The sequence below is a fragment of the Pseudomonas sp. ADAK7 genome (genome assembly GCF_012935675.1).
In the GTDB taxonomy this organism is placed as follows: Bacteria; Pseudomonadota; Gammaproteobacteria; order Pseudomonadales; family Pseudomonadaceae; genus Aquipseudomonas.
This window is the reverse complement of the sequence record NZ_CP052861.1, coordinates 3,810,994-3,836,368: the sequence shown is the minus strand read 5'-3', so window position 1 is coordinate 3,836,368 and position 25,375 is coordinate 3,810,994. Positions and strand designations below refer to the sequence as shown.

The 25,375-nt window shown below is 60.0% G+C and carries 21 protein-coding genes and 1 tRNA gene; 17 read left to right on the top strand and 5 right to left on the bottom strand.

The features are described 5' to 3' along the window. Positions 1–10 precede the first annotated feature (10 nt). Both HKK53_RS17715 and HKK53_RS17710 read left to right on the top strand, forming a co-directional pair. Positions 11–1,177, top strand: coding sequence for a sterol desaturase family protein (locus tag HKK53_RS17715; protein ID WP_169371891.1), 1,167 nt, complete (start codon positions 11–13; stop codon positions 1,175–1,177). A 725-nt stretch (positions 1,178–1,902) separates the two neighbouring features. Further along, positions 1,903–2,172 (top strand): hypothetical protein, encoded by a 270-nt coding sequence (locus HKK53_RS17710; RefSeq protein ID WP_123402443.1) that lies wholly within the window; start codon positions 1,903–1,905, stop codon positions 2,170–2,172. A 92-nt stretch (positions 2,173–2,264) separates the two neighbouring features. Here the strand turns inward: HKK53_RS17710 and rsgA are convergent, their stop codons facing one another. Continuing rightward, positions 2,265–3,296, bottom strand: a complete 1,032-nt coding sequence (gene rsgA, locus HKK53_RS17705; protein WP_169371890.1) for a small ribosomal subunit biogenesis GTPase RsgA — start codon at positions 3,294–3,296, stop codon at positions 2,265–2,267. A 107-nt stretch (positions 3,297–3,403) separates the two neighbouring features. Here rsgA and orn point away from each other — a divergent pair, with 107 nt between their 5' ends. The 3 genes from orn (at position 3,404) to HKK53_RS17690 (ending at position 5,981) form a co-directional block, all read left to right on the top strand. Beyond that, positions 3,404–3,946, top strand: coding sequence for an oligoribonuclease (orn, locus tag HKK53_RS17700; RefSeq protein WP_123510830.1), 543 nt, complete (start codon positions 3,404–3,406; stop codon positions 3,944–3,946). 188 nt (positions 3,947–4,134) lie between these two features. Continuing rightward, positions 4,135–4,746: a trimeric intracellular cation channel family protein gene (locus HKK53_RS17695; RefSeq protein ID WP_133839442.1), complete on the top strand. Its 612-nt coding sequence runs from the start codon at positions 4,135–4,137 to the stop codon at positions 4,744–4,746. Positions 4,747–4,916: 170 nt separating this feature from the next. After that, on the top strand, positions 4,917–5,981 hold the full coding sequence (locus HKK53_RS17690) for a Fic family protein (protein ID WP_169371889.1): 1,065 nt from the start codon (positions 4,917–4,919) through the stop codon (positions 5,979–5,981). Positions 5,982–5,999: 18 nt separating this feature from the next. Here HKK53_RS17690 and queG read toward each other — a convergent pair whose 3' ends face one another. Continuing rightward, positions 6,000–7,088, bottom strand: a complete 1,089-nt coding sequence (queG, locus tag HKK53_RS17685; RefSeq protein WP_169371888.1) for a tRNA epoxyqueuosine(34) reductase QueG — start codon at positions 7,086–7,088, stop codon at positions 6,000–6,002. A gap of 63 nt (positions 7,089–7,151) precedes the next feature. Between queG and HKK53_RS17680 the strand changes: the two genes are divergently transcribed. The 12 genes from HKK53_RS17680 (at position 7,152) to HKK53_RS17625 (ending at position 22,157) form a co-directional block, all read left to right on the top strand. After that, on the top strand, positions 7,152–8,651 hold the full coding sequence (locus HKK53_RS17680; protein ID WP_169371887.1) for an NAD(P)H-hydrate dehydratase: 1,500 nt from the start codon (positions 7,152–7,154) through the stop codon (positions 8,649–8,651). After that, positions 8,639–9,109, top strand: a complete 471-nt coding sequence (gene tsaE / locus HKK53_RS17675; RefSeq protein WP_169371886.1) for a tRNA (adenosine(37)-N6)-threonylcarbamoyltransferase complex ATPase subunit type 1 TsaE — start codon at positions 8,639–8,641, stop codon at positions 9,107–9,109. Before HKK53_RS17680 ends, tsaE begins: the two co-directional genes overlap by 13 nt. Continuing rightward, the gene (locus HKK53_RS17670; RefSeq protein ID WP_169371885.1) at positions 9,110–10,540 is read left to right on the top strand and encodes an N-acetylmuramoyl-L-alanine amidase; all 1,431 of its coding nucleotides are present in this window, start codon (positions 9,110–9,112) and stop codon (positions 10,538–10,540) included. Continuing rightward, on the top strand, positions 10,537–12,447 hold the full coding sequence (gene mutL / locus HKK53_RS17665; protein WP_169371884.1) for a DNA mismatch repair endonuclease MutL: 1,911 nt from the start codon (positions 10,537–10,539) through the stop codon (positions 12,445–12,447). Before HKK53_RS17670 ends, mutL begins: the two co-directional genes overlap by 4 nt. Next, on the top strand, positions 12,447–13,418 hold the full coding sequence (gene miaA / locus HKK53_RS17660; RefSeq protein WP_169371883.1) for a tRNA (adenosine(37)-N6)-dimethylallyltransferase MiaA: 972 nt from the start codon (positions 12,447–12,449) through the stop codon (positions 13,416–13,418). The genes mutL and miaA overlap by 1 nt, the downstream gene beginning before the upstream one ends. Before the next feature lie 93 nt (positions 13,419–13,511). Continuing rightward, positions 13,512–13,772, top strand: a complete 261-nt coding sequence (hfq, locus tag HKK53_RS17655) for an RNA chaperone Hfq (RefSeq protein ID WP_007902656.1) — start codon at positions 13,512–13,514, stop codon at positions 13,770–13,772. Positions 13,773–13,784: 12 nt separating this feature from the next. Beyond that, complete coding sequence (gene hflX, locus HKK53_RS17650) at positions 13,785–15,086, top strand: ribosome rescue GTPase HflX (RefSeq protein ID WP_169371882.1); 1,302 nt, start codon at positions 13,785–13,787, stop codon at positions 15,084–15,086. A 96-nt stretch (positions 15,087–15,182) separates the two neighbouring features. After that, the gene (gene hflK / locus HKK53_RS17645) at positions 15,183–16,355 is read left to right on the top strand and encodes an FtsH protease activity modulator HflK (RefSeq protein WP_169371881.1); all 1,173 of its coding nucleotides are present in this window, start codon (positions 15,183–15,185) and stop codon (positions 16,353–16,355) included. Continuing rightward, positions 16,355–17,224 carry a protease modulator HflC gene (gene hflC, locus HKK53_RS17640; protein WP_169371880.1) on the top strand — a complete coding sequence of 290 codons (870 nt, stop codon included), beginning with the start codon at positions 16,355–16,357 and terminating at the stop codon, positions 17,222–17,224. Before hflK ends, hflC begins: the two co-directional genes overlap by 1 nt. A gap of 314 nt (positions 17,225–17,538) precedes the next feature. After that, positions 17,539–18,726, top strand: coding sequence for an ATP phosphoribosyltransferase regulatory subunit (locus HKK53_RS17635; RefSeq protein ID WP_169371879.1), 1,188 nt, complete (start codon positions 17,539–17,541; stop codon positions 18,724–18,726). 54 nt (positions 18,727–18,780) lie between these two features. Continuing rightward, on the top strand, positions 18,781–20,073 hold the full coding sequence (locus tag HKK53_RS17630; RefSeq protein WP_010464193.1) for an adenylosuccinate synthase: 1,293 nt from the start codon (positions 18,781–18,783) through the stop codon (positions 20,071–20,073). Positions 20,074–20,222: 149 nt separating this feature from the next. Further along, complete coding sequence (locus HKK53_RS17625) at positions 20,223–22,157, top strand: methyl-accepting chemotaxis protein (protein WP_169371878.1); 1,935 nt, start codon at positions 20,223–20,225, stop codon at positions 22,155–22,157. A gap of 96 nt (positions 22,158–22,253) precedes the next feature. Here the strand turns inward: HKK53_RS17625 and HKK53_RS17620 are convergent, their stop codons facing one another. The 3 genes from HKK53_RS17620 to HKK53_RS17610 form a co-directional block, all read right to left on the bottom strand. Next, complete coding sequence (locus tag HKK53_RS17620; protein WP_169371877.1) at positions 22,254–23,819, bottom strand: ABC transporter permease; 1,566 nt, start codon at positions 23,817–23,819, stop codon at positions 22,254–22,256. After that, positions 23,819–24,829: an extracellular solute-binding protein gene (locus HKK53_RS17615; RefSeq protein WP_169371876.1), complete on the bottom strand. Its 1,011-nt coding sequence runs from the start codon at positions 24,827–24,829 to the stop codon at positions 23,819–23,821. The genes HKK53_RS17620 and HKK53_RS17615 overlap by 1 nt, the downstream gene beginning before the upstream one ends. Before the next feature lie 353 nt (positions 24,830–25,182). Further along, positions 25,183–25,269 (bottom strand) — tRNA-Leu (locus tag HKK53_RS17610). Positions 25,270–25,375 lie beyond the last annotated feature (106 nt).

Sequence of the window (25,375 nt, the reverse complement as noted above, 5' to 3'; positions counted from 1 at the left end):
AAGATCAGAGATGGAAAGACTCAAAGCCTATTTCCAGCGACACGGCAATGCACCCTTCAAATTCGGTGAAGGCCGGGTCAGTGGCTACATCTCGGCCACGCTCGGTCTGTTGAGCCTGCTGGCAGTATTCTGCTTCCTGTTCCCCGAATGGCTGACCACCGCCGAACTGCGCAAGGTCTACGACGAGCAGTTCGCGCGCACCACGCTGCTGCTCGGGCTGGTGTTGTCCTTCAGCCTCGGCTCCCTGAATATCCTGCTCAACAAGCGCAAGCGCCTGGGGATCACCGGGTTGGTGGCCTCGGGTTTGGCGGTGTTCCTCGGCGGCACCAATGTGCAGATCAGCTCGATCGGGCAGACCCCTTACTCGCTGGGGCTGGACTGGTTCGTCCTGGCCCTGCTGGTGTCGGCCATCGTCTTTATCCCCCTGGAAAAACTCTATTCCAAGGACCCCGAGCAAAACATCCTGCGCCCGCACTGGCGAACCGACCTGACCTACTTTTTCGTCAGCCACATGCTGGTGCAGTTCATCCTGATCTTCATCACCGCCTCGTCGAGCTATGTGGCGGGTTGGGCGATGTCTGAGAGTCTGCAAGCCAGCGTGCAAAGCCTGCCGCTTGTCGTGCAGTTCTTCCTCGCCGTGCTGGTGGCCGACCTGGGTCAGTACTGGCTGCATCGCCTCTATCATGTGGTGCCGTGGCTGTGGCGCATCCACGCGGTGCATCATTCGAGCACGCACATGGACTGGCTCGCCGGTTCGCGCGTGCACTTCATTGAGATTCTGCTGACCCGTACCGGCGTGCTGGTGCCTCTGATGCTGCTGGGCTTCGCGCCACAGGCGTTGAACGCTTATGTGATTCTGGTCGGCGTTCAGGCTGTGTTGGCCCATGCCAATGTGCGGATCAATGGTGGCTGGCTGAACTATGTGATGGTGTTGCCGCGTTATCACCACTGGCATCACGCCCGGCACAAGGATTACATCTACAAGAATTACGCGATTCACACGCCTTTGGTGGACATGCTGTTTGGTACGTTCAAGTTGCCGCCGAAAGAGTGGCCGGTGCGCTACGGGGTGTTTGGCAAGGAGTTGCCGGGTGGGATTGTGCGTCAGCATCTTTATCCGTTTCAGAAGCCTGAGCCGAAGGTTGTTGCGCCGAAGCCGCCAGCGGCGGTTTCCTGAGTTAGCAATCAAGCCGACAGTGATGCCGGCTTTTTTGTGCCTGGTGTCATTTCATTATCAGCAGGGGCACGATGCCTGTAGGAGCGAGGCTTGTCCGCGCAGACTTTGTGTCTGGCGACGTGGTTTTTGAGGGTGGTGTACATATCCATTCCTGCGGTAACGGCCGCTTATGGTTTCGCTCTTACAGCGAGTCACTTTCGAAAAGCGCGAAAGTAACCAAAGCGCTTTTGCCCCTGTCGTTCGGTGCCTCGCTGTGGCTCGGCATGCCCTCGCTCCGGTCCTGCTCCGTGGGCCCGCCGCCATCGGCCATCCATGGCCGGGGGCGGCTAACCCGGCATCCATGCCGGATTGCCCACTGCGTAGAACCTCCGCTCGGCCTCTCGAGGGGGCGTGCATTGCACCGCGAGGCGGCCTGATAGCCGACCTGGCTCGGTCGCGTGCGTTCTCCTGATCCATTTTCAGCGTGGGCACGATCCCTGTAGGAGCGAGGCTTGCCCGCGAAGACGGCCTAATAGCCGACCTTATTGTCGGTGGGGCGCGTTTTCCTGTTGGATGCGGTTTGCTGGCGAGATGAGTGGTTGTAGGAACGGTCTGAAATTGCGTTCCGGGGTTCTCAGTCGTGTGAACATCTGCCTATAGTTTCGCCCGTTGCTGCCAGTGCGGTGACCGATCTTAGCCGGTCGAAATTCAGATGCCCCTCTCGACAGTCAACGGAGTTTTGACCCATGGCTAAGTACCACCCGCTCCAAGGCAATTTCAGCGTCGGCCCGACGCTGTACATCGACACCGAAGCCAAAGTCTCTGACCTCCTCGAAACCGCCACCCACCGAATCAAAGCTGCCCGCAATCTGCTCAACAGCGTCACCTGCCTGTGCGTCAAAGACGCTGAAGGTCACGATCTGGAGCATTTTGCCAATGCTGCGCATATGTTGATTCAGGATGGCTGTGACGCCTTGGATGCGTTGGGTTGGAAGCTGGAAAAAGCAGTGCTTTGAAAACCAGAAAGCCGCGAGATGATCGCGGCTTTTTAGTGTTTGCTGGAAACGGCTGATCATTTTCGTGGCATCACGAAAATGATCATGGCTACTTAGTAACTAGTTTCCGGCAAACTCGCGATGATCGAGCGATAGCTATTCATCCGTTGCTGCTGCACGCGGCCTTCTTCCAGCGCCTTGAGCAACGCACAACCTGGTTCACGATCATGTTTGCAGTCGCGGAAGCGGCAAGTACCGATCAAGTCGTTGAACTCGATGAAACCGGCTTCGACGTCGGCGCGGCTGACGTGGCCGAGGCCGAATTCGCGGATGCCTGGGGAGTCGATCAGTTCACCGCCGCCGGGGAAGTGGAACAACCGCGCGGTGGTGGTGGTGTGGGTGCCCTGGCCGGACAGTTCCGACAGCGGGCCGACGCGGGTTTCGACTTCCGGCAGCAGGCTGTTGACCAGCGAGGACTTGCCGACGCCGGACTGGCCGACGAAGACGCTGATGCGCCCGTCCAGTTGTTCCTGCAGTTGCTCCATGCCGTTGCCGTGGTGCGCCGAGACTTCCAGCACCGGGTAACCGAGCGTGCGGTACACCGCCAGCAAGGCATTCAGCGCCGGGGCGTTCTGTTCGTCGATCAGGTCGAATTTGTTGAGCAGCAGCAGCGGACGAATCCCGGCGTGCTCAGCGGCGACCAGATAACGGTCGATCAGGTTGGCGTGGGGCTCGGGCAGCGGGGCGAAGACGATGACGATCATGTCGACGTTGGCCGCTACGGGTTTGAGCTGGCCACGGCTGTCCGGGCGGCAGAGTTCGGTTTTACGCGGCAGTTGCGCCACGATCACACCGATGCCCTGGTTGCCGGCACGCCAGACCACCTGATCGCCGGTCACCAGCGCTGGCAGGTTGGCGCGCAAGTGACAACGGAACACTTCGCCGGCCAGTTCGCCTTCAAGGGCTTCGACTTCGACCTGCACACCGAAGTGCGCGATCACCAGGCCGGTCTGTTCCGGACCCAGATCGCCGCCCTCAAGTGCCTCGACAGCCGAGGACTCGCGTTTGGCGGCGCGGGCAGCGCGCTCGCCCTGAATCTTTTCGATGCGCCAGTTTTGACGACGATTGAGTTGGCGTTTGGCCATGGGTGTTCCGTATCAAGAATGCAGCGATTAGGTAAAACGGCCGCGAGTTTAGCACGCCCGGCCGGTTGCCTAGGCTAAACTGCGCAGCATTGCCTAGGAGCCGACACATGCAAAACCCGCAGAATCTGATCTGGATCGACCTGGAAATGACCGGTCTGAACCCTGATACCGACGTCATCATCGAGATGGCGACCATTGTCACCGACAGTGACCTGAACACCTTGGCCGAAGGCCCGGTGATCGCGATCCACCACAGCGACGCGATTCTCGCCGGCATGGACGAGTGGAACACCCGTCAACACGGCGGCTCGGGCCTGACCCAGCGGGTGCGCGACAGCCGCATCAGCATGGCCGAAGCCGAAGCCGAGACCATCGCCTTCCTGGAAAAATGGGTGCCGAAGGGCAAGTCACCGATCTGTGGCAACAGTATCTGTCAGGACCGTCGCTTCCTTTATACGCACATGAAAGCCCTGGAAAGCTATTTCCACTACCGCAACCTCGACGTGTCGACCCTCAAAGAGCTGGCCGCACGCTGGGCGCCGGACGTGCGCGACAGCTTCCAGAAGGGCAGCACGCACCTGGCGCTGGACGATATCCGCGAATCGATTGCTGAGTTGCAGCACTACCGCAAGCATTTCATCAAGTTCTGATCCTGGGGGGCCTGTGCTGGCGCCATCGCGGGCAAGCCTTGCTCCTACAGGTACGGGGTCGCTCTGCTTTTGTAGGAGCGAGGCTTGCCCGCGAAGCAGGCGACTCGGTCTTCCTGTGTGATCGCCCCCTTTTGGTGCCGCCGCGAAATGGCTAGACTGCGCGCCTTCCTGCCAGGACCGCCGCCGCCATGTTGCTGATGCTCTACCTGATCGCCATTACCGCCGAAGCCATGACCGGTGCCCTGTCTGCCGGCCGTCGCGGCATGGACTGGTTTGGCGTGGTGCTGATCGCCTGCGTCACAGCGTTGGGCGGCGGTTCGGTGCGTGACGTGCTGCTCGGCCACTACCCGCTGACCTGGGTCAAACACCCGGAATACCTGATCCTGACCTCGGTCGCCGCGATGTTCACGGTATTCGCCGCGCGCTGGATGCGGCATCTGCGCTCGCTGTTCCTGGTGCTCGACGCCGTGGGGCTGGTGGCATTCACATTGATCGGCTGCATGACCGCGCTGGAAATGGGCCACGGCATGTTGGTGGCGTCGGTCAGCGGTGTGATCACCGGGGTATTCGGCGGCATCCTCCGAGATATCTTCTGCAACGACATCCCGCTGATCTTCCGTCGCGAGCTCTACGCCAGCGTTTCGTTCGCGGCGGCGTGGTGCTACATGCTTTGCATCTATCTGGAATTACCGGGCGAGCAGGCGATATTGATCACCTTGTTCGGCGGGTTTTTGCTGCGGTTGCTGGCGATCCGGTTTCATTGGGAAATGCCGAAGTTCGTCTACAACGACGAAGCCTGATTTCAGCTAAGCGCTAATGTTCTCTGGATAGGCGCAAGGTAGAAATATTCTGCATAAGAAGTCGGATGGTTTGCTAGGTGTAAATGGGGTAAAAAGGCCTTAAACAGGGTAATCCATTGCTGTATTACCCTATTAATAATTTATTACCCTATTTAGCAGATAAGCTACCTATGCAATCACTCACCCCTGATTTCCTCTCGAAGCTACGCTACAACGGATCGCAGGTCGCAACACTGCGGGCTCTTGGAGAATATCGAGGAAAACAGCAATTATTCCTTGCTCAATCTCCAGAGGTTCTCAATGACCTGAAGCAGTTGGCTGTCATCGAGTCCACTGAGTCATCAAACCGGCTTGAAGGTGTTGTCGTGACGCCTGCTCGGTTGAAATCTCTAGTCGTCAAAAATGCTGAACCTAAAAGTCGCTCCGAGCAAGAAATTGCAGGTTATCGAGACGCGCTTTCTTTGATTCATGAAGCAGCAGAGGGGATGCCAATTTCCGAAGGTGTCATTCGACAGTTGCACAGCATGCTTTACCGCTATCTGCCACAGGATGGAGGGGAGTGGAAAGCAACGAACAACGACATCATTGAACGTCATCCTGATGGCAGCTCACGCATTCGCTTCCGGCCTGTCGCGGCGCATCTGACACCTATTGCGATGGTCGAGATGGTTACTCAATATCGCAAAGCCTTGGATCAGAATCAGGCGGACCCTCTGGTCTTGGTTCCTCTCGTCATTCTGGACTTTCTTTGTATCCACCCTTTCTCGGACGGTAATGGTCGCGTGGCCCGTCTGCTCACATTGCTGCTGCTTTATCAGTTTGATTATCGAGTTGGACGTTTTATCAGCCTTGAGCGGATCTTCGAGGACTCAAAAGAAAGTTATTACGAAACGCTTGAGGTCAGCTCCCAAGGTTGGCATGAAGGCCTGCATAATGTTCAGCCATGGCTCGACTATTTCTGGGGCGCGCTGCTTCGGGCTTATAAGGAGTTTGAGGTCCGTGTAGGCACGATTGAAAAACGCCACGGAGGAAAAAGTGATCGAGTACGTGTGGAGGCGCTGAAGCGCTTTTTGCCTTTTTCAATTACCGAACTTGAAGAGGCATGCCCTGGCGTGAGTCGCGATACGGTGCGTATGGTTTTGCGTTCATTGAAGGCTGAAGGACTCATTCAGTCGACAGGAAAGGGGCGCAATGCCAAGTGGATAAAGTCATCTGGTGTTGATCTACGTACGTGAACCGATTTAGTGGCCCCGTTAAAAGGGAGATACAGCGTTGTCAGCGCGTTGTTCGTGTTGCTTCAGTGCCCATTCGACGTGTTCACGCACCAGTTCCGACGGATATTCCCTGCGCGCCTTCAACGCCTCCAGCACCGGGATACTCGACGGCGCATTCCCCAACCCCACCGCCAGATTGCGCAACCAGCGCTCATAACCGGCGCGGCGCAGCGGTGAACCCTCGGTACTGCTGAGAAACTTGTCTTCATCCCACATGAACAACTCGGCCAACTCGGCATTGTCCAGATTGTGCCGAGGCTTGAAGTCGCTTTCTCCGGATGGACGGGCGAAGCGGTTCCACGGGCAGACGATCTGGCAATCATCGCAGCCGAACACTCGATTGCCGATCAACGGTCGCAAGTCTTCGGGAATCGCGCTTTTCAGTTCGATAGTCAGGTAGGAAATGCAGCGCCGGGCATCCAGCACATACGGGCCGACGAAGGCGTTGGTCGGGCAAATATCCAGGCACGCGGTGCAGCGGCCGCAATGTTCGGTGCTGTGGGGCGGGTCTTCCGGCAGCGGCAGGTCGACAAACAGTTCGCTGAGGAAGAAATAACTGCCGGCCTTGCGATTCAAGACCAGGGTGTTTTTGCCGATCCAGCCAAGGCCAGCCTTCTCGGCGATGGCTTTTTCCAGTACCGGAGCGCTGTCAACGAAAGCGCGGTAGCCGAAGGGGCCAATGACCGACTGGATTTTTTCTGCGAGTTGCTGCACGCGTTTACGGATCAATTTGTGGTAATCGCGGCCCAAGGCATAACGGGAGACGTAGGCTTTTTCCGGTTGGGCCAGTAATTGCGCCATTTGCGTGTCGCCGGGCAGGTAGTCCATGCGCAGCGACACTACACGCAAAGTACCCGGCACCAGTTCTTCCGGGTGCGAGCGTTTGCTGCCGTGGGCACCCATGTACTCCATTTCGCCGTGGTAGCCGGCGGCGAGCCAGCGCTCCAGGTGCTGCTCATGCTCGGCGAGGTCCAGGCCGCTGATGCCGACTTGCTGGAAGCCCAGCTCGCGGCCCCAGTCCTTGATGGATTGGGCGAGGGCGGGCAGGTCTGTAGTAATAGCGGGCATGAGACGAGAGAAACCGGAGCTGAGGTGCGTATAATTCTGCCAGACATCGGAGCCCGAAGACGCATGCCGCACACTAAAGATGATTTACCCGACGCGCTGTACAGCGCCGCGCAAGTGCGAGGGCTCGATGCGAGCCTGATCGCGGCCGGCACACCGGGCTTCGAATTGATGCAGCGGGCGGCGCGTGCAATGTGGCGGGCGCTGGTCCGGCAGTGGCCGACAGCTAACGAATTGACGGTGCTGGCTGGCCATGGCAATAACGCTGGCGACGGTTATCTCGTGGCGGTGCTGGCCCAGCGTGCCGGCTGGCAAGTGCGGGTGCTGGCGGTCGGTGATCCCCAGCGTTTGCGGGGTGACGCGGCGTTGGCCCATACCGAAGCCGTGTCCGAAAAAGTCTCGATTGAAGCCTGGACTGCTAATACCGAGTTGCGCGGCATCGTTCTGGACGCCTTGCTCGGCACCGGCCTGACCGGTGAAGTGCGCGAGCCTTACGCCAGCGCTATCGCCGCGATCAATGCCAGTGGCTTGCCGGTCGCAGCGGTGGATATTCCGTCGGGGCTGAGTGCCGATACCGGTCGTCTGCTTGGTGCGGCCGTTCGGGCGGATCTGACTGTGACGTTTATCGGTTTGAAGCTGGGACTGTTCACCGGTGATGCGGCGGATGTGGTTGGTGAACTGGTGTTCAACGATCTGCACGCCGATCCGCAGGTGCTTGAAAACGCCGCGATCAGTGCTCGCCGTCTGACGGCCGGTAACTTGCCACGCCTGGCGGCTCGCCCTCCGACCTCTCATAAAGGCAAATTCGGCCACGTCCTGTTGATCGGTGGTGATCGCGGATTTGGCGGCGCGATCCTGCTCAGTGCGCAAAGTGCGCTGCGCAGCGGTGCCGGCATGGTGTCCGTGGCGACGCGCAGCGAACACGTTCCGGCCGCGCTGGCGAGAATCCCCGAAGCCATGGTGCTGGGCGCGTCGTCGGCCAATCAGTTGATGGGCTTGCTGGAAAAAGTGTCGGTGCTGGTGGTCGGGCCGGGACTCGGTCAGGCCGGTTGGGGGCGTAGTCTGCTGTCCGTGGCGGCCAACGCACCGCTGCCGCAAGTCTGGGACGCCGACGCCTTGAACATGCTGGCCGAGGAACAGGTGAAATTACCCGCCGATTGCATCATCACCCCGCATCCCGGCGAAGCGGCGCGTTTGCTCGGTATCAGCACCGCCGAAGTGCAGGCCGACCGTCCCGCCGCCGCTCACGCTTTGAGCAAAAAATACACAGCGGTAGTTATTCTGAAAGGCGCCGGCAGCCTGGTCGCCAGCCCCGATGGGCGTCTGGCGGTGTGTCATCAGGGCCATCCGGCGATGGCCACCGCGGGATTGGGCGATGTACTGGCCGGTCTGGTCGGCGCCTTGCTCGCCCAAGGCATGAACGCATTCGACGCCGCGTGCCTGGCGGTCTGGCTTCATGCCAATGCCGGCGCGCAACAAGGTAAATCGGGCCGTGGGCTGGCGGCCAGTGATCTGATCCCGGCCATTCGTCAGTTGTTGGAGGAGCAAGCACCGTGTCTGAAGTAACCCTGTACCTGGCTGATGAAGAGGCGATGACCGCATTCGGTGCTCGCATAGCAAAAACCACCCAAGGGCACGGTCTGATTTTTCTCGAAGGGGATCTGGGCGCGGGCAAAACCACGCTGTCCCGGGGCATCATCCGGGGCCTTGGGCATGTGGGTTCGGTAAAAAGTCCGACCTTCACCCTGGTCGAACCCTACGAGATCGGCGACATCCGCGCCTTCCATTTCGACCTCTATCGACTGGTCGATCCGGAAGAACTGGAATACCTCGGCATCCGCGATTACTTCGATGACGATGCGATGTGTTTGATCGAATGGCCCCAGAAGGGTGCAGGCTTTTTGCCAAAGCCCGACCTGACCATTACCATTAGCCCGCAAGACAGCGGGCGTTCGCTGAAAATTTTGTCCCAAGGCTCGCGCGGCGAGTCCTGGTGTGCCGCTTTGGCATTGGAAACCAATTAAATGATGGGGTCAGGTATGCGCTTTCGCGCGATGGTAGCTGCCGTAGGGTTGTTGTTTTTGGCGGTGACCGTCGACGCTGTGGCCGAATCGAAGGTCAACAGCGTTCGCCTGTGGCGAGCTCCGGATAACACTCGGCTAGTATTCGACCTCACGGGGCCGGTGCAGCACAGTGTCTTCACCCTGACTTCGCCGGATCGGCTGGTCATCGACATCAACGGCGCGTCCCTCGGTGCGCCGCTCAACGTCAACACCTCCAACACCCCGATTACCGCCATGCGTTCGGCCCAGCGCACGCCGACCGACCTGCGGGTGGTCATCGACCTGAAAAAAGCCGTCACGCCGAAAAGCTTCACCCTGGCGCCGAATGCCCAGTACGGCAATCGCCTGGTGGTCGATCTGTTCGATAGCGCCGAAGCTGCCGCCCCTATTCCGCCGGCGCCGACCAACGTCGCGACCGTGGCCCCGGTGCCGGTTACTCCGATCGATCCTCCAGTGAAACTGCCGCCTGCTCCGGCGGGCAAGCGCGACATTATTGTGGTGATCGATGCCGGTCACGGCGGCGAAGACCCAGGCGCCTCAGGCTCGCGCGGTCAGCATGAGAAAGACGTGGTCCTGGCCATTGCCCGTGAATTACAACGTCAGGTCAACGGCATGAAAGGCTTCCGCGCCGAACTGACCCGCACCGGCGACTACTTCATCCCGCTGCGAGGCCGTACTGAAATCGCCCGCAAGAAAGGCGCCGACCTGTTCGTCTCGATCCACGCCGACGCCGCGCCCTCTGCGGCTGCTTTCGGTGCCTCGGTGTTCGCCTTGTCTGATCGCGGTGCCACTTCGGAGACCGCCCGTTGGCTGGCCGACAGCGAAAACCGTTCCGACTTGATCGGCGGTGCTGGCAGCGTCAGCCTCGACGACAAGGACCGCATGCTCGCGGGCGTGTTGCTCGACCTGTCGATGACCGCGTCCCTGACGTCCAGCTTGAACGTCGGCCAAAAAGTCCTTAGCAACATCAGCCGCGTCACGCCGTTGCACAAACAACGGGTGGAGCAGGCCGGATTCATGGTGCTGAAATCGCCGGACATCCCATCGATCCTGGTGGAAACCGGCTTTATCTCCAACGCCAATGAAGCGAACAAGTTGTCTGGCGCGAGCCACCAGCAGGCACTCGCGCGTTCCATCAGCGCCGGTGTGCGTCAGTTCTTCCAGCAGAACCCGCCACCGGGCACCTACATTGCCTGGCTGCGCGATTCCGGGAAGATTGTCCAGGGCCCGCGTGACCATCGCGTCAGCCCGGGCGAAACGCTGGCGATGATTGCCGTGCGTTACCAGGTGTCCCCGGCGACCCTGCGCAGCGCCAACAACCTGAAAAGCGATGAGCTGAAAATCGGTCAGACCCTGACCATTCCCGGCACTGAACTGGCGGCCAAAGAATGAACCAGGCGCTGACCCATACCGCTCGTATCGAGCTGCTCAGCCCACGCCTGGCGAACCAGATTGCCGCCGGTGAGGTGGTTGAGCGTCCTGCATCGGTGATCAAGGAGTTGCTGGAAAACAGCCTCGACTCCGGCGCCAAGCGTATTGATGTCGACGTGGAGCAGGGCGGCGTCAAGCTGCTGCGGGTGCGCGACGATGGCAGCGGCATTTCCGCCGATGACCTGCCGCTGGCCCTGGCGCGACACGCCACCAGCAAGATTCGCAACCTTGAAGACCTCGAGCAGGTGATGAGCCTCGGGTTTCGCGGTGAGGCCCTGGCGTCGATCAGCTCCGTGGCGCGCCTGACCCTGACGTCTCGCACCAAAGAGGCCGATCAGGCGTGGCAAGTCGAAACCGAAGGCCGGGACATGGCGCCCCGCGTGCAACCGGCGGCTCACCCGGTCGGTACCTCGGTGGAAGTGCGCGATTTGTTCTTCAACACCCCGGCCCGGCGCAAGTTTCTCAAGACCGAAAAAACCGAATTCGATCACCTGCAAGAAGTGATCAAGCGCTTGGCCCTGGCGCGCTTCGACGTGGCGTTCCATTTGCGCCACAACGGCAAGACCATCCTCAGCCTGCACGAAGCCCATGACGACGCGGCCCGCGCCCGGCGTGTGGCGGCGATCTGCGGTTCGGGCTTCCTGGAGCAGGCGCTGCCGATCGAAATCGAGCGCAACGGCCTGCATTTGTGGGGTTGGGTTGGCTTGCCGACGTTCAACCGCAGCCAGGCTGACTTGCAGTACTTCTTTGTGAATGGCCGTGCGGTGCGCGACAAACTGGTGGCCCACGCAGTGCGCCAGGCGTATCGCGACGTGCTGTTCAATGGCCGGCATCCGACCTTCGTGCTGTTTTTCGAAGTCGATCCGGCGGGCGTCGACGTCAACGTGCACCCGACCAAACACGAAGTGCGTTTCCGCGACGGGCGCATGGTCCACGATTTCCTCTACGGCACCTTGCACCGCGCCTTGGGCGATGTGCGGCCGGAAGACCATCTGGCGGCACCCGTGGCGACCGCCATCGTTCGACCTTCCGGCATCGATGCCGGCGAGTTCGGTCCGCAGGGTGAAATGCGCCTCGCGGCCAATGCCTTGCTGGAACAGCCTCAGGCGCAGCCGACCTTTAATACGGCGGCAGGCTCGGGCGCTGGCGCCGGTTATCAGTATCAGTACACGCCAAAACCGCAATCCGGGGTGCCGGTGGCGGAAGCCCAAGCGGCGTATCGCGAGTTTTTCGCGCCATTGCCCGAGGCTAACGCGGTCGCGTTGCCGGCCGGGCAGGACGACATTCCGCCATTGGGTTACGCGCTGGCGCAGCTCAAAGGCATCTATATCCTTTCGGAAAACGCCCAAGGCCTGGTGCTGGTGGACATGCACGCCGCTCACGAGCGGATCATGTACGAACGCCTGAAGATCGCCATGGCCAGCGAAGGCCTGAGCGGCCAGCCGCTGCTGGTGCCGGAATCCCTGGCGGTGAGCCAGCGCGAAGCCGATTGCGCCGAAGAGAACGTCGCGTGGTTCCAGCGCCTGGGTTTTGAATTGCAGCGTCTAGGCCCGGAAACCCTGGCGATCCGCCAGATCCCGGCGTTGCTCAAGCAGGCGGAAGCCAATCGCCTGGTCAGTGACGTATTGGCGGATCTGATGGAGTACGGCACCAGCGACCGGATCCAGGCGCACCTCAACGAACTGCTCGGCACCATGGCCTGCCACGGCGCGATCCGTGCCAATCGGCGCCTGGCAATCCCGGAAATGAACGGCCTGCTGCGGGACATGGAAAACACCGAACGCAGCGGTCAATGCAACCATGGCCGGCCGACCTGGACCCAATTGGGCCTGGACGACCTGGACAAACTGTTCTTGCGCGGTCGTTGATGAGCCAGCTCCCTCCAGCGATTTTCCTGATGGGCCCGACCGCTGCGGGCAAGACCGACCTGGCCATCGAACTGACCAAAGTCCTGCCGTGCGAGCTGATCAGTGTCGATTCGGCGCTGGTCTATCGTGGCATGGACATCGGCACTGCCAAGCCTTCCAAAGAGATACTGGCTGAGTTTCCGCACCGCTTGATCGATATTCTCGACCCGGCGGAGAGCTATTCGGCTGCGGATTTCCGTCGAGATGCTCTCGAGGCGATGGCCGAGATCACTTCGCGGGGAAAAATTCCGCTGCTTGTAGGCGGCACGATGCTCTACTACAAGGCTTTGGTCGAAGGACTGGCAGAAATGCCGGCGGCCGATCCCGAGGTTCGCGCGCAAATCGAAGAAGAGGCTGCACGCCTTGGCTGGCAAGCCCTGCACGAACAATTGGCGGTAATTGATCCGGTCTCGGCGGCGCGAATTCACCCGAACGATCCCCAGCGCCTCAGTCGAGCGCTGGAAGTTTATCGCGTGAGCGGTCAGAGCATGACCGAGCTGCGCCTGCGACAATCTGCGCAAAGTACTGAAGCAGCCGCTTCGGGACTGCAACAATTGCCCTATACTGTCGCGAACTTGGCCATCGCTCCGGCAAATCGCCAGGTACTGCACGAGCGTATTAAACAAAGATTCACAAATATGTTGGAACAGGGATTCATCGACGAGGTCGTAGCCCTGCGTATGAGAAGTGACCTGCATTCAGGGTTGCCGTCCATACGCGCTGTAGGGTACCGACAAGTCTGGGACTACCTGGATGGCAAGCTGACGCAAGCCGAGATGCAGGAACGTGGAATCATAGCCACGCGCCAATTGGCAAAGCGCCAGTTCACCTGGCTGCGCAGTTGGGCTGATTTGCATTGGCTGGACAGCCTCGATTGCGACAATCTGCCGCGCGCCTTGAAATACCTCGGGACCATCTCCATATTGAGCTGAGTCCTTGCAATTGCCGTCTATCCTTGGGGGTGTGACGGCCCAAGCCATCTGTTTACCTATTTTTTATATTGAATCCTTAAAGGAGTGCGGCACATGTCAAAAGGGCATTCGCTACAAGACCCTTACTTGAATACTTTACGTAAAGAGAAAGTTGGGGTGTCCATCTACCTGGTCAACGGGATCAAACTGCAAGGCACGATCGAGTCTTTCGACCAGTTCGTTATCCTGCTGAAAAACACCGTTAGCCAGATGGTTTACAAGCACGCTATCTCGACAGTGGTACCGGTTCGTCCAATTCGTCTGCCTAGCGCAACCGAATCCGAAGCGGGTGACGCTGAGCCAGGTAACGCCTGATAGGAGTCTCCTTTGTTCTTTGAGCGCCACGGTGGTGGTGAACGAGTGATCCTCGTTCACTTGGATGGACAGGACCCTGAGGCGCGCGAAGATCCGCAGGAGTTTCAGGAATTGGCTAATTCGGCCGGCGCCGAGACCGTTGCGTTTTTTAACGTGCCGCGTCATCGGCCAACTGCCAAATTCCTGATTGGCAGCGGCAAGGTCGAGGAGCTGCGCGACCTGGTCCATGCCGAAGAGGCTGATCTGGTCATCTTCAATCACATCCTCACGCCCAGTCAGGAACGTAACCTCGAACGTGTTTTCGAGTGTCGCGTGATCGACCGTACCGGTCTGATTCTCGATATTTTCGCCCAACGCGCCCGTACCCATGAAGGCAAGCTCCAGGTCGAACTGGCCCAGCTTGACCACATGAGCACCCGGCTGGTTCGTGGCTGGACTCACCTTGAGCGTCAGGGTGGTGGTATCGGTATGCGTGGCCCGGGTGAAACCCAGCTGGAAACCGACCGCCGTTTGCTGCGGGTTCGCCTGCGACAGATCAAGGGCCGCCTGGAAAAAGTGCGCAGTCAGCGCGAACAGTCGCGACGCGGTCGTTCGCGTGCGGATATTCCTACCGTGTCCCTGGTGGGCTATACCAACGCCGGCAAATCCACGCTCTTCAATAACGTGACGAAATCCGACGTGTACGCGGCTGACCAATTGTTTGCCACGCTGGACCCGACCTTGCGCCGTCTGGAACTGGACGACCTGGGGCCGATTGTCCTGGCCGACACGGTGGGCTTTATCCGCCACTTGCCTCACAAACTGGTCGAGGCATTTCGGTCTACGCTCGAAGAGTCGAGCAACTCCGACCTGCTGTTGCACGTGATCGATGCGGCCGAACCGGATCGCATGTTGCAGATCGAGCAGGTGATGGTGGTGCTGGGCGAGATCGGAGCTCAGGACTTGCCGATACTCGAGGTCTATAACAAACTCGATTTGCTTGAAGGCGTTGAGCCACAAATCCAGCGTGACGAAAACGGCAAGCCCCAACGGGTCTGGCTGTCGGCGCGTGATGGCAGTGGTCTGGAATTGCTTGAGCAAGCCATTGCCGAGTTGCTGGGCGGTGATTTGTTTGTTGGCACCTTGCGCTTGCCGCAACGTTTTGCTCGACTGCGTGCGCAGTTTTTCGAACTCGGTGCGGTACAGAAAGAAGAACACGACGAAGAAGGCATCAGCCTGCTGGCCGTCCGCTTGCCTCGGGTCGAGTTGAATCGACTGGTAAGCCGCGAAGGCCTGCAACCGATGGACTTCCTCGAGCAACACACTTTGCAATAAAAGCCTGAGAAAGCGGTTGTGCCGTGGTGACAGGCATTCTGTAGCATTGGTCGGCGCGCCGTGGGTGCGTCTTTGCTTTATCAGATGGAGAGCGCTATGGCTTGGAATGAGCCGGGTGGCAACTCGAATAATCAGGATCCTTGGGGTGGCAAGCGCCGCAATAACGGCGACCGCAAGGGACCACCGGATCTCGACGAGGCCTTCCGAAAGCTGCAGGAAAGCCTGAACGGGTTGTTCGGTGGTGGTAAAAAACGCGGTGACGACGGCGGAGGTTCGGGCAAGAGTGGCGGCTTCGGCGGCCTGCTCGGCATCGGCCTGGTCGTGCTCGCTGCCGTCTGGCTGTACAGCGCGGTCTACGTGGTCGACGAGCAGGAGCAAGCCGTGGTGCTGCGCTTCGGCAAGTACTACGAAACCGTCGGCCCGGGCCTGAACATCTACTTCCCGCCGATCGATAAAAAGTACATGGAAAACGTCACGCGTGAGCGTGCCTATACCAAGCAGGGCCAGATGCTGACTGAAGACGAGAACATCGTCGAAGTGCCACTGACCGTGCAGTACAAGATCAGCAACCTGCAGGACTTCGTGCTTAACGTCGACCAGCCGGAAATCAGCCTGCAGCACGCGACTGACAGTGCCTTGCGCCATGTGGTGGGTTCCACCGACATGGACCAGGTCCTGACCGAAGGTCGTGAATTGATGGCCAGCGAAATCAAGGAGCGGCTGCAACGCTTCCTCGATACCTATCGCACCGGCATCACCGTTACCCAGGTCAACGTTCAGAGCGCAGCGGCGCCGCGTGAAGTCCAGGAAGCCTTCGATGACGTGATCCGTGCCCGTGAAGACGAGCAGCGTTCGCGCAACCAGGCTGAAACCTACGCCAACGGGGTCGTGCCGGAAGCCCGTGGTCAGGCCCAGCGCATCCTTGAAGATGCCAACGGTTACCGTGACGAGACGGTCTCGCGCGCCAAGGGTGAGGCGGATCGCTTCACCAAGCTGGTCGCCGAATACCGCAAGGCCCCTGAAGTCACCCGTGAGCGTCTGTACCTGGACACCATGCAGGAAGTCTTCACCAACACCAGCAAGGTTCTCGTGACCGGCAACAAGAATGGCCAGAGCAATCTGCTGTACTTGCCGCTGGACAAGATGATCGACAGTGGCCGCAGCACCAGCGCACCGGTAACGGGCGCGGCAGCCAGCAGCAATGAAGCGAATGCCCGTGCAGCCGCCGATCTGCAACAACAGCAAGCACGTACCAGGGAGAGTCGCTGATGAGCAATAAATCGCTGATCGCCCTTATTGTCTGCGTCGTCGTGGCGATCGCAGCCTGGAACTGCTTCTACATCGTGGGTCAGACCGAGCGTGCGGTAATGCTGCAATTCGGTCGTGTGGTCCAGACCGATGTTCAGCCGGGCCTGCATGTGAAAGTGCCTTACGTTAACCAGGTGCGCAAATTCGACGCACGCCTGATGACGCTGGATGCACCGACACAACGCTTCCTGACGCTGGAAAAGAAAGCCGTCATGGTCGATGCCTACGCCAAGTGGCGCGTCAAAGATGCCGAGCGCTTCTACACCGCGACATCCGGCCTCAAGCAGATTGCCGACGAGCGTCTGTCCCGTCGTCTGGAATCGGGTCTGCGTGACCAGTTTGGTAAGCGCACCCTGCATGAAGTGGTTTCCGGTGAGCGTGACGCGTTGATGTCGGACATCACCGCTTCGCTGAACAAGATGGCGGAAAAAGAGCTGGGCATTGAAGTTGTCGATGTTCGGGTCAAGGCCATCGACCTGCCGAAAGAAGTAAACCGCAGCGTGTTCGAACGTATGAGCACCGAGCGTGAGCGTGAAGCTCGCGAGCACCGCGCCAAGGGTAACGAGCTGGCCGAAGGCATCCGTGCCGACGCCGATCGTCAACGCCGGGTGTTGCTGGCCGAAGCCTATCGTGAATCCGAAGAGGTTCGCGGTGACGGTGACGCCCAGGCTGCTGCGATCTACTCCAAGGCCTACGGCCAGGACCAGGAGTTCTACGCGTTCTACCGTAGCCTGCGTGCCTACCGTGAAAGCTTCGCGAACAAAACCGACGTCATGGTCCTGGACCCAAGCAGCGACTTCTTCCGTTACCTGGAAAAAGCCAAGCCTTGATACCGCGTTGACCTGAATCATCCCCCGCCTGGCGGCTAAAACCTCGGGCGGGGTGATCCTTTGGGAAAACGTGTGTATGATGCGGCAGCCGGGAAATTCCCGGCTTTTTTGCGTCTGCACGTTTGATTGTGGTTTTTAGTGGGCGCCCGAGTTGAATGACTCGACAGGTTTTTCGAGGAAAGTGGTTGGCGAAGCCGATTTCAGGCTTTTCGCCACGTCGTTCATGCGCGTTGTTTGCACATGGGCCGATCATTTTCTGCTTCACTCAAGGCTCGCCCAACGGCTGGCCGCCCGGATCATAGGGGAATGGCGTAATGGCAACGGTAGACCGCTGGCTGCTGCCAGATGGCATCGAAGAAGTACTGCCACCAGAAGCGGCGCGCATTGAAGTCGCGCGTCGCCAGGTGTTGGATCTGTTCCAGAGCTGGGGTTACGAGTTTGTCGTGACTCCCCATATCGAGTACCTGGAATCCCTGCTGACCGGCGCGGGCCAGGACCTGGATCTGCGTACCTTCAAGGTCATCGACCCGCAATCGGGCCGGCAGATGGGTTTCCGTGCCGACATCACGCCGCAAGTGGCGCGCATCGATGCGCACACCCTGCGTCGCGAAGGTCCGAGCCGCCTGTGCTACGCCGGCAGCGTGCTGCATGCGCAGCCGCGGGCCTTGTCGTCTTCGCGCAGCCCGATTCAGTTGGGCGCCGAGTTGTACGGCGATGCCAGCCCGAGCAGCGACGTGGAAGTCATCAGCCTGATGCTGGCCATGCTGCAACTGGCCGATGTGCCGGACGTGCACATGGACCTCGGTCATGTTGGTATCTACCGTGGCCTGGCCCGTGCGGCCGGTTTGTCCGGTGAAACCGAACAACAATTGTTCGACGCCTTGCAACGCAAGGCCATCGACGAGGTCATTACCTTGACCGAAGGTCTGCCTGCCGAGCTGTCGGGCATGCTGCGCGCGCTGGTCGATCTGTGTGGCGGCCGTGAAGTATTGAGCGCTGCCCGTGAGCGTCTGGCCAATGCGCCGGCACCGGTACTGGCGGCGCTGGAAGACTTGCTGGCCATCGCCGATCGTCTGTCTACGCGTTTCCCGGAATTACCGCTTTACTTCGACTTGGGCGAATTGCGCGGCTACCACTACCACACCGGTGTGGTGTTCGCCGTGTTCGTGCCGGGTGTTGGCCAGTCCATTGCCCAGGGCGGTCGTTACGACGACATCGGCGCCGACTTCGGTCGTGCCCGTCCGGCAACCGGCTTCTCCACCGATTTGAAAACCCTGGTGACCCTGGGGCGTGCTGAGATCGAGTTACCGTCTGGCGGTATCTGGATGCCTGACAGTACGGATGCGGCACTCTGGCAGCAGGTTTGCCAGTTGCGCAGTGAGGGTCAGCGTGTCGTTCAGGCGTTGCCTGGGCAACCATTGGCCGCCGCCCGTGAAGCGGACTGCGACCGGCAATTGATTCAGCAGAACGGGCTTTGGCAAGTATTGCCGCTGGCTTCTTGAGTTTTCCTGCCGGCGGCTGCCGGCACCAAGTTTGCGCGAATGAGGACAAGTGTTATGGGTAAGAATGTCGTAGTCCTGGGCACCCAATGGGGTGATGAGGGCAAAGGCAAGATCGTTGATCTGCTGACCGAACATGCTGCCGCCGTAGTGCGCTACCAAGGTGGCCACAACGCGGGTCACACCCTGGTGATCGACGGCGAGAAAACCGTCTTGCACCTGATCCCGTCGGGCGTGCTGCGCGAAGGCGTGCAGTGCCTGATCGGCAACGGCGTGGTGGTTGCACCGGACGCTCTGCTGCGCGAGATCATCAAGCTGGAAGAGAAAGGCGTACCGGTGCGCGAGCGCCTGCGTATCAGCCCGTCCTGCCCGCTGATCCTGTCCTATCACGTCGCGCTGGACCAGGCACGTGAAAAGGCCCGTGGCGAGCTGAAGATCGGTACGACCGGTCGCGGCATCGGCCCGGCTTACGAAGATAAAGTTGCCCGTCGCGGCCTGCGCATCGGTGACCTGTTCCATCGTGAGCGTTTCGCCGCCAAGCTGGGCGAGTTGCTGGATTACCACAACTTCGTCCTGGTCAATTACTACAAAGAGCCAGCGATCGACTTCCAGAAGACACTCGACGAGTGCATGGAATACGCCGAGCTGCTCAAGCCGATGATGCTCGACGTCACCGCTGAGCTGCACGAGCTGCGTCGCGCTGGCAAAGACATCATGTTCGAAGGCGCCCAAGGCTCCCTGCTGGACATCGACCACGGTACCTACCCGTACGTCACCAGCTCCAACACCACCGCGGGCGGCATCGCCACCGGTTCGGGTTTCGGTCCGATGTACCTGGATTACATCCTCGGCATCACCAAGGCCTACACCACTCGCGTTGGGTCGGGCCCGTTCCCGACTGAATTGTTCGACGACGTTGGTGCCTTCCTGGCCAAGCGTGGCCACGAGTTCGGCGCTACCACCGGTCGTGCCCGTCGTTGCGGCTGGTTCGATGCCGTCATCCTGCGTCGCGCTATCGACGTCAACAGCATCTCGGGCCTGTGCCTGACCAAGCTGGACGTGCTGGACGGCCTGGAAACCATCAACATCTGTGTCGGCTACAAGAACCAGGATGGTGCAGTGATCGACGCACCGACCGACGCCGACAGCTACATCGGCCTCGAGCCAGTGTACGAAGAGATGCCAGGCTGGACCGAATCCACCGTCGGTGCCAAGACCCTGGAAGAGCTGCCGCAAGCCGCTCGCAACTACATCAAACGCGTTGAAGAGTTGGTCGGTGCGCCGATTGACATTATTTCGACGGGCCCGGACCGCAACGAAACCATCGTTCTGCGCCATCCGTTCGCTTAATAAGTCGTTGATATAAAACACAAAGGCCCCTCATTTGGGGCCTTTGTCGTATCTGTCTGTCGGACGGCACGACCTTTGCTGTGATGTTGATTAAAAGCATCGCTTCCAGTGCGCCATCAATTTAATGGCGCCAAGCAGAGGGATTTTAAGTGTCAGCCATTCTCTCACTGTTACAAAGCCGTCTTCTGCGGCCTGTGTTCGTTACCCTTGGTATCGCCCTTTTGGTGCAAGTGCTGGTTGCCGTCGCCCTGACTCGGAGCACGGTCACTGCGCTGGAAGCCGATCTCGGCGTGCGCTTGGGGGCTGACAGTCAAAAGCTGTCTGGTGAACTGGAGCAGGCGGGGCGTGAAGTCACGTCGAGCCTGGACAGTCTGTCAACCAACACCCGTCAGCGACTCACTGCCGGTTTGTCCTCACGTCTGAAGGACGAACAGGCGCAGTTACGTACGACTTTGGAAAAAGACCTGAAGGACTCTGCCAATGACATGGCTCAGCTCCTGGCCTCGGTCGCACCCCGCGCCATGTGGGACAGCGACGTGCCTACCCTGTCCGAATTCGCCCGCCGGGCCCAGCGCAATCCAAACGTGCTGTTCGTGATTTACGACGACGCCACCGGCCAGCACCTGACGCGCTATTTGAATCGCGAGAACCCGATCAACAAAGCGCTGCTGGAGAAAGGCCAGGGCGAGCGCGCATTGGACAAAGTGCTGGATGCGGCGAAGAACGATCCATCGGTCTACTACCTCGAAGCCTCAATCAGCCCCAATGGCGTGGAAATCGGCAAGGTCTTGATGGGCGTCTCCACCGCGTCCGTGGAAGTCGATCTGGCGGCCCTCGACAAGCGCTTCTCGGCGTTGATCGCCAGCAGTGATCAACTGGTCGGCGACAGCCTCAAAGGCGCAGCCGCTGACAGCGCAGCAGCAATGGGCGCGCGCCTGAAGTCGGCGCAGTCCACGGCTTCTCAAATGCAGGCCAATACCACCAGTACCGTGCAGGAAGCGGCGGGCACCTTGCGCTGGCGCATCGGCATGGGCCTGGCGGTGGTCGGTTTCGGCGTGTTGCTTTTGTTGGCCGTGGTGCTGGGTCGTCGCGTGGTCAATCGCCTGAAGCTGCTGATTGCGGCCATGGATGATCTGGCGGCGGGTGAGGGTGACCTGACCAAGCGTGTGCAGATCAACAGCAAGGACGAAATCGGCGACATGGCCTCGGCGGTCAATCGCTTTGTGGATAAGTTGCAGCCGATCGTGCGCGAAGCGGGCGACGTGGCCCAGCGTACCGGCGTGGAAATCGGTGCCATGACCTTGCGCAATGCCGGGGCCGATAAAGCGGCAGGCATGCAGCGTGATGAAGTCGCCGAGAGCCTGCGCGCGTTGTCGCAAATGGCCGATGAGGCACAGTCGGAAAGCCATGCGATGCAGGCAGCCTTGCAGCAGGTGGTAGATATCCGTTCGGCCACCGATGAGAACACCCGGACTTCGGCCAAGGTCGGCAGCCTGATCGAGGCGCTGGCCGGGCAGGTCGACACTGGCGCGAAAGTCATCGAACGCCTGGCGCAGCAAAGTGAACAGATTGAAGTGGTGCTGACAGTGATTCACGGGATCGCCGAGCAAACCAACCTGCTGGCGCTGAACGCCGCTATCGAGGCGGCGCGGGCGGGTGAGACCGGTCGTGGGTTCGCCGTTGTGGCAGATGAAGTGCGAGCGCTAGCGAGCAAGACGCAAAGCTCTACCGGCGATATCCAGGCGCATATCGTGGCCTTGCAGCAAGGCGCGCGTGAGGCGGTGGCGGCGATCGGTCAGGCCGGGCGTCAGGCCAGTGAAGGTTTGCTGGTATTGCGCGACAGTGCGCGGTTGCAGCAGTCGGTGCAGGTCTCGGTCGAGCAGGTGCACGCGGCGATCGGCCTGGCGACCCAGGCAGCGGCGCATCAGGCCCAAGGCGCGCAAGCGGTGCGCGGTCGGGTGGAAACCATTCACGCACAGGCTGAAAAAGCGGCTCAGGCGGTGGTGGAAACCACGGCCAGCGGCAAAGTGCTGGATGGATTGGCGGCGCAGTTGAAGGCGAGTCTGGGGCAGTTCAGGGCTTAGGATTTTCGTTGTCTGGGCTGGCGCCATCGCGGGCAAGCCTTGCTCCTACGGGATATGCGTGATCCCTGTAGGAGCAAGGCCTGCCCGCGATGCTTTTCAGCGGCTCAAATACATTCGAGTTGTTAACAGGTACACCGGCAACCCCGACACCAGAATCAACAACGCCGCGTAAGGCGCCGCCGCCGCAAACTCCACGTTCGCGGTATGCGCCCACACTTCGGTCGCCAGCGTATTCAGCCCGGTCGGGCTCAGCAGCAGCGTGGCCGTCAGTTCTTTCATCGCATCCAGAAACACCAGCGCAAACGCCGCGCCCAATGCGGGGAAGATGATCGGCAAGGTCACGCGGCAAAACGCGCTGAACGACGACGCGCCCAGCGTGCGTGCCGCCTCTTCCAGTTGCGGTGCGGCCTTGTTCAGCGCCGTGCGAATCGGCGCCTGGGCCAGCGGCAGGAACAGCAGCGCATAAGCGATCAGCAATAGTGTCGACGTCTGGTACAGCGCCGGCACGTAGTGCAGGGCGAAATACACCAGGGTCAGCGCAATCACCAGGCCAGGGAGCGCGTGCAGCAGATACGGCAAGCGCTCGGCCCAGATTGCCAATTGGCCTTTGTAACGCACCACCAGCAAGCCCACAGGTACCGCCAGCACCAGGCACAGCGCGGCACCACCCAGCGATAGCGCCAGGGATGACAGCAGCGCCTCGCTGATTGCCGCTATCGGGAAAGCAGCTGACGAGCCAACCGCCAGCCAGTACGCCAGCATCCCTAGCGGAATGCCGCTGCCGATAATCGCCAATGCCAGGCAATAAACCTGTCCCGCCACGGCCCATGGTCCCAGGCGAACTTGTTCTGCATGTCGCGCGGCACCTTGGCCGGTCCGCACATGTCGACCCTTGCCACGCACCCGCAGCTCCAGCCACAGCAGCACCAGACACAACGCCAGCAACACCGCCGACAGCATCGCCGCGTTGGCGTTACTGAACTCCAGTTCAAACTGTTGATAAATCGCCGTGGTGAACGTTTGCAGGCCGATGATCGACAGCGCGCCGAATTCCACCAGCATGTGCAGCGCAATCAGCAGCGAGCCGGCCAGCAAGGACGGCCAGAGCAGCGGCAGGGTGATCCGGAAAAACACGCCCCAGCGATTCTGCCCCAGGGTGCGGGCGGATTCTTCCAGCGATGGATCAAGATTGCGCAGGGTTGCCGCCACTGGCAGAAACACCAGCGGATACTTGGACAGGGTCATCACCAGAATTGCCCCGCCCAAGCCCTCGAAATGCGCGCTGAGGGAAACCCAGGTAAAGCTGCTGACGAATGCCGGAACGGCAAACGGTAAGCACAGGATTACGCCCCACAGCCGCCGGCCCTTCAGATTGCTCCGTTCCAGCAACCAGGCCAGCGATAGACCGATCACGCCGCAAGCCAGCGTCACGCCAACCATCAGCGACAACGTGTTGCGCAGCAGGCCAAACACATACGGCCGCCACAGCAAATGCAGCGCCTCGGCCCAACCAGCCTGCCAGGTCTTGAGCCCGACATACGCCAGCGGCAACAGGCTGAGCACCACCAGCAGCAACACCGGTAGCAGCAACCAGATCGACGGCCGTTTGCGCCGTGGCACGTAACCCCCGCGCGCGGCGGGGGCGGATAACGATGCGCTCATCAGTTCAAGCCAACGTCACGTTCCAGGTCCAGGGCTTCTTCGGCATTGCCGAGGTCGGCCGGGGTGACTTTCGGCGCTTCGAGTTCGCTGAACGGCTTGAGCCCGCGGTCCGATTCCATGCCTTTGTGCAGTGGGTATTCGGCGGTGGTCTGGGTAATCACGCGCTGACCTTCTTCGCTGGCCATGTAGGCGAGGAATTGCTGGGCTTCTTTGGGATGTTTGCTGGACTTCAGCACGGCCGCGCTGGAGACGGTGATCAATCCGCCGACGTCGCCGCCGGTGAAGTAATGCAGTTTCGAATCGAGCTGGCCTTTTTCACGCTGCAGGGCGAACCAGTAATAGTTGTTCACCAGCACGGTGGCGACTTCGCCGTTTTCCACGGCTTTCAGCGCAACCATATTGTTGCTATAGACCTTGCCGAAGGCGCGCAGGCCGGTCAGCCATTCTTCGGCAGCGTCCATGCCGTGGGTCTTGATAATCGCCACGGCCTGTTCCTGGAACGCGCCGCTGGTCGGCACGAAACCGACTTTGCCTTGCCATTTTGGATCGGAGAATTCCATCACCGATTTGGGCAGGTCTTTTTCATCGACCAGCTTCGGGTTGAAGGCGACCACGCGGACCCGTGCGGTGATGCCGATCCAGGTGCCGTTGCCGGCGACGTAGTCTTTCGGCAGGACGGCGAGGGTGGTGGCGTCGGTCTGGGCCAGCAGGCCTTGTTCGCCCAGTTTGTTCAGCGGCGGCGATTCTTCGGTATAGATCACGTCAGCGGGGGAGCGATCGCCTTCTTCGACGACCTGGCTGGCGAGCTGGTTGCTGCTGCCCTTGCGCACGTTGACGTGAATCCCGGTCTTGGCTTCGAAGGCTTTGGCGACCGCATCGCCGACTTCCTTGTGTTGGCCGTTGTAGAGCGTCAGGGAAACCGGGTCGGCGGCTTGGGTGAGGGGAGTGGCGAGCGCCAGGCCGAGCAGGGTAAAGGTCAGGCTACGGCGCAGGGTATTTCGAAACATCATTCGCAGGGTTCCTCACTGTCGCATTGCAAAAACTTGCAACAATGATAAACGATATTGTTTCTCAAGTGCGCTTTGCGGGGGCTGGCGAGGCTTTGCTACAGGGGGGAGGCGGGCCTTTGTAGCAGCTGGCGAAGCCTGCGTTCGGCTGCGCAGCAGTCGCGAAATCATAGAATACGGTCATTCGGAAGAAACTGGTGCGCAGGTTTACGACTGCTGCGCAGCCGAACGCAGGCTTCGCCAGCTGCTACAGGAGGGTGTGGGCTTGCGCAGTTCCGGGTTTTTGAAAGCCAGAAACGCAAAAACCCGCTTTCGCGGGTTTTTGTGAAATTCCAGATCGACTCTGAAATTTGAATTGGTGCCCAGAAGAAGACTCGAACTTCCACGACCTTGCGGTCACCAGCACCTGAAGCTGGCGTGTCTACCAATTTCACCATCTGGGCAGTATCAGCAACGTTGCCGCTGTTGATGTGGCGCACTATACGGAGAGCATTTTGATCTGTAAACCCCTGATTTGGTTTTAATAAATCAGAAGCCCTGAATGCAAAA

Excerpts from the sequence above, each read along its gene's own strand:
- HKK53_RS17715 (WP_169371891.1), top strand. The coding sequence starts at position 11 with ATGGAAAGACTCAAAGCCTATTTCCAGCGACACGGCAATGCACCCTTC.
- HKK53_RS17710 (WP_123402443.1), top strand. The coding sequence starts at position 1,903 with ATGGCTAAGTACCACCCGCTCCAAGGCAATTTCAGCGTCGGCCCGACG.
- rsgA (WP_169371890.1), bottom strand. The coding sequence starts at position 3,296 with ATGGCCAAACGCCAACTCAATCGTCGTCAAAACTGGCGCATCGAAAAG.
- orn (WP_123510830.1), top strand. The coding sequence starts at position 3,404 with ATGCAAAACCCGCAGAATCTGATCTGGATCGACCTGGAAATGACCGGT.
- HKK53_RS17695 (WP_133839442.1), top strand. The coding sequence starts at position 4,135 with ATGTTGCTGATGCTCTACCTGATCGCCATTACCGCCGAAGCCATGACC.
- HKK53_RS17690 (WP_169371889.1), top strand. The coding sequence starts at position 4,917 with ATGCAATCACTCACCCCTGATTTCCTCTCGAAGCTACGCTACAACGGA.
- queG (WP_169371888.1), bottom strand. The coding sequence starts at position 7,088 with ATGCCCGCTATTACTACAGACCTGCCCGCCCTCGCCCAATCCATCAAG.
- HKK53_RS17680 (WP_169371887.1), top strand. The coding sequence starts at position 7,152 with ATGCCGCACACTAAAGATGATTTACCCGACGCGCTGTACAGCGCCGCG.
- HKK53_RS17670 (WP_169371885.1), top strand. The coding sequence starts at position 9,110 with ATGATGGGGTCAGGTATGCGCTTTCGCGCGATGGTAGCTGCCGTAGGG.
- mutL (WP_169371884.1), top strand. The coding sequence starts at position 10,537 with ATGAACCAGGCGCTGACCCATACCGCTCGTATCGAGCTGCTCAGCCCA.
- miaA (WP_169371883.1), top strand. The coding sequence starts at position 12,447 with ATGAGCCAGCTCCCTCCAGCGATTTTCCTGATGGGCCCGACCGCTGCG.
- hfq (WP_007902656.1), top strand. The coding sequence starts at position 13,512 with ATGTCAAAAGGGCATTCGCTACAAGACCCTTACTTGAATACTTTACGT.
- hflK (WP_169371881.1), top strand. The coding sequence starts at position 15,183 with ATGGCTTGGAATGAGCCGGGTGGCAACTCGAATAATCAGGATCCTTGG.
- hflC (WP_169371880.1), top strand. The coding sequence starts at position 16,355 with ATGAGCAATAAATCGCTGATCGCCCTTATTGTCTGCGTCGTCGTGGCG.
- HKK53_RS17635 (WP_169371879.1), top strand. The coding sequence starts at position 17,539 with ATGGCAACGGTAGACCGCTGGCTGCTGCCAGATGGCATCGAAGAAGTA.
- HKK53_RS17630 (WP_010464193.1), top strand. The coding sequence starts at position 18,781 with ATGGGTAAGAATGTCGTAGTCCTGGGCACCCAATGGGGTGATGAGGGC.
- HKK53_RS17620 (WP_169371877.1), bottom strand. The coding sequence starts at position 23,819 with ATGAGCGCATCGTTATCCGCCCCCGCCGCGCGCGGGGGTTACGTGCCA.
- HKK53_RS17615 (WP_169371876.1), bottom strand. The coding sequence starts at position 24,829 with ATGATGTTTCGAAATACCCTGCGCCGTAGCCTGACCTTTACCCTGCTC.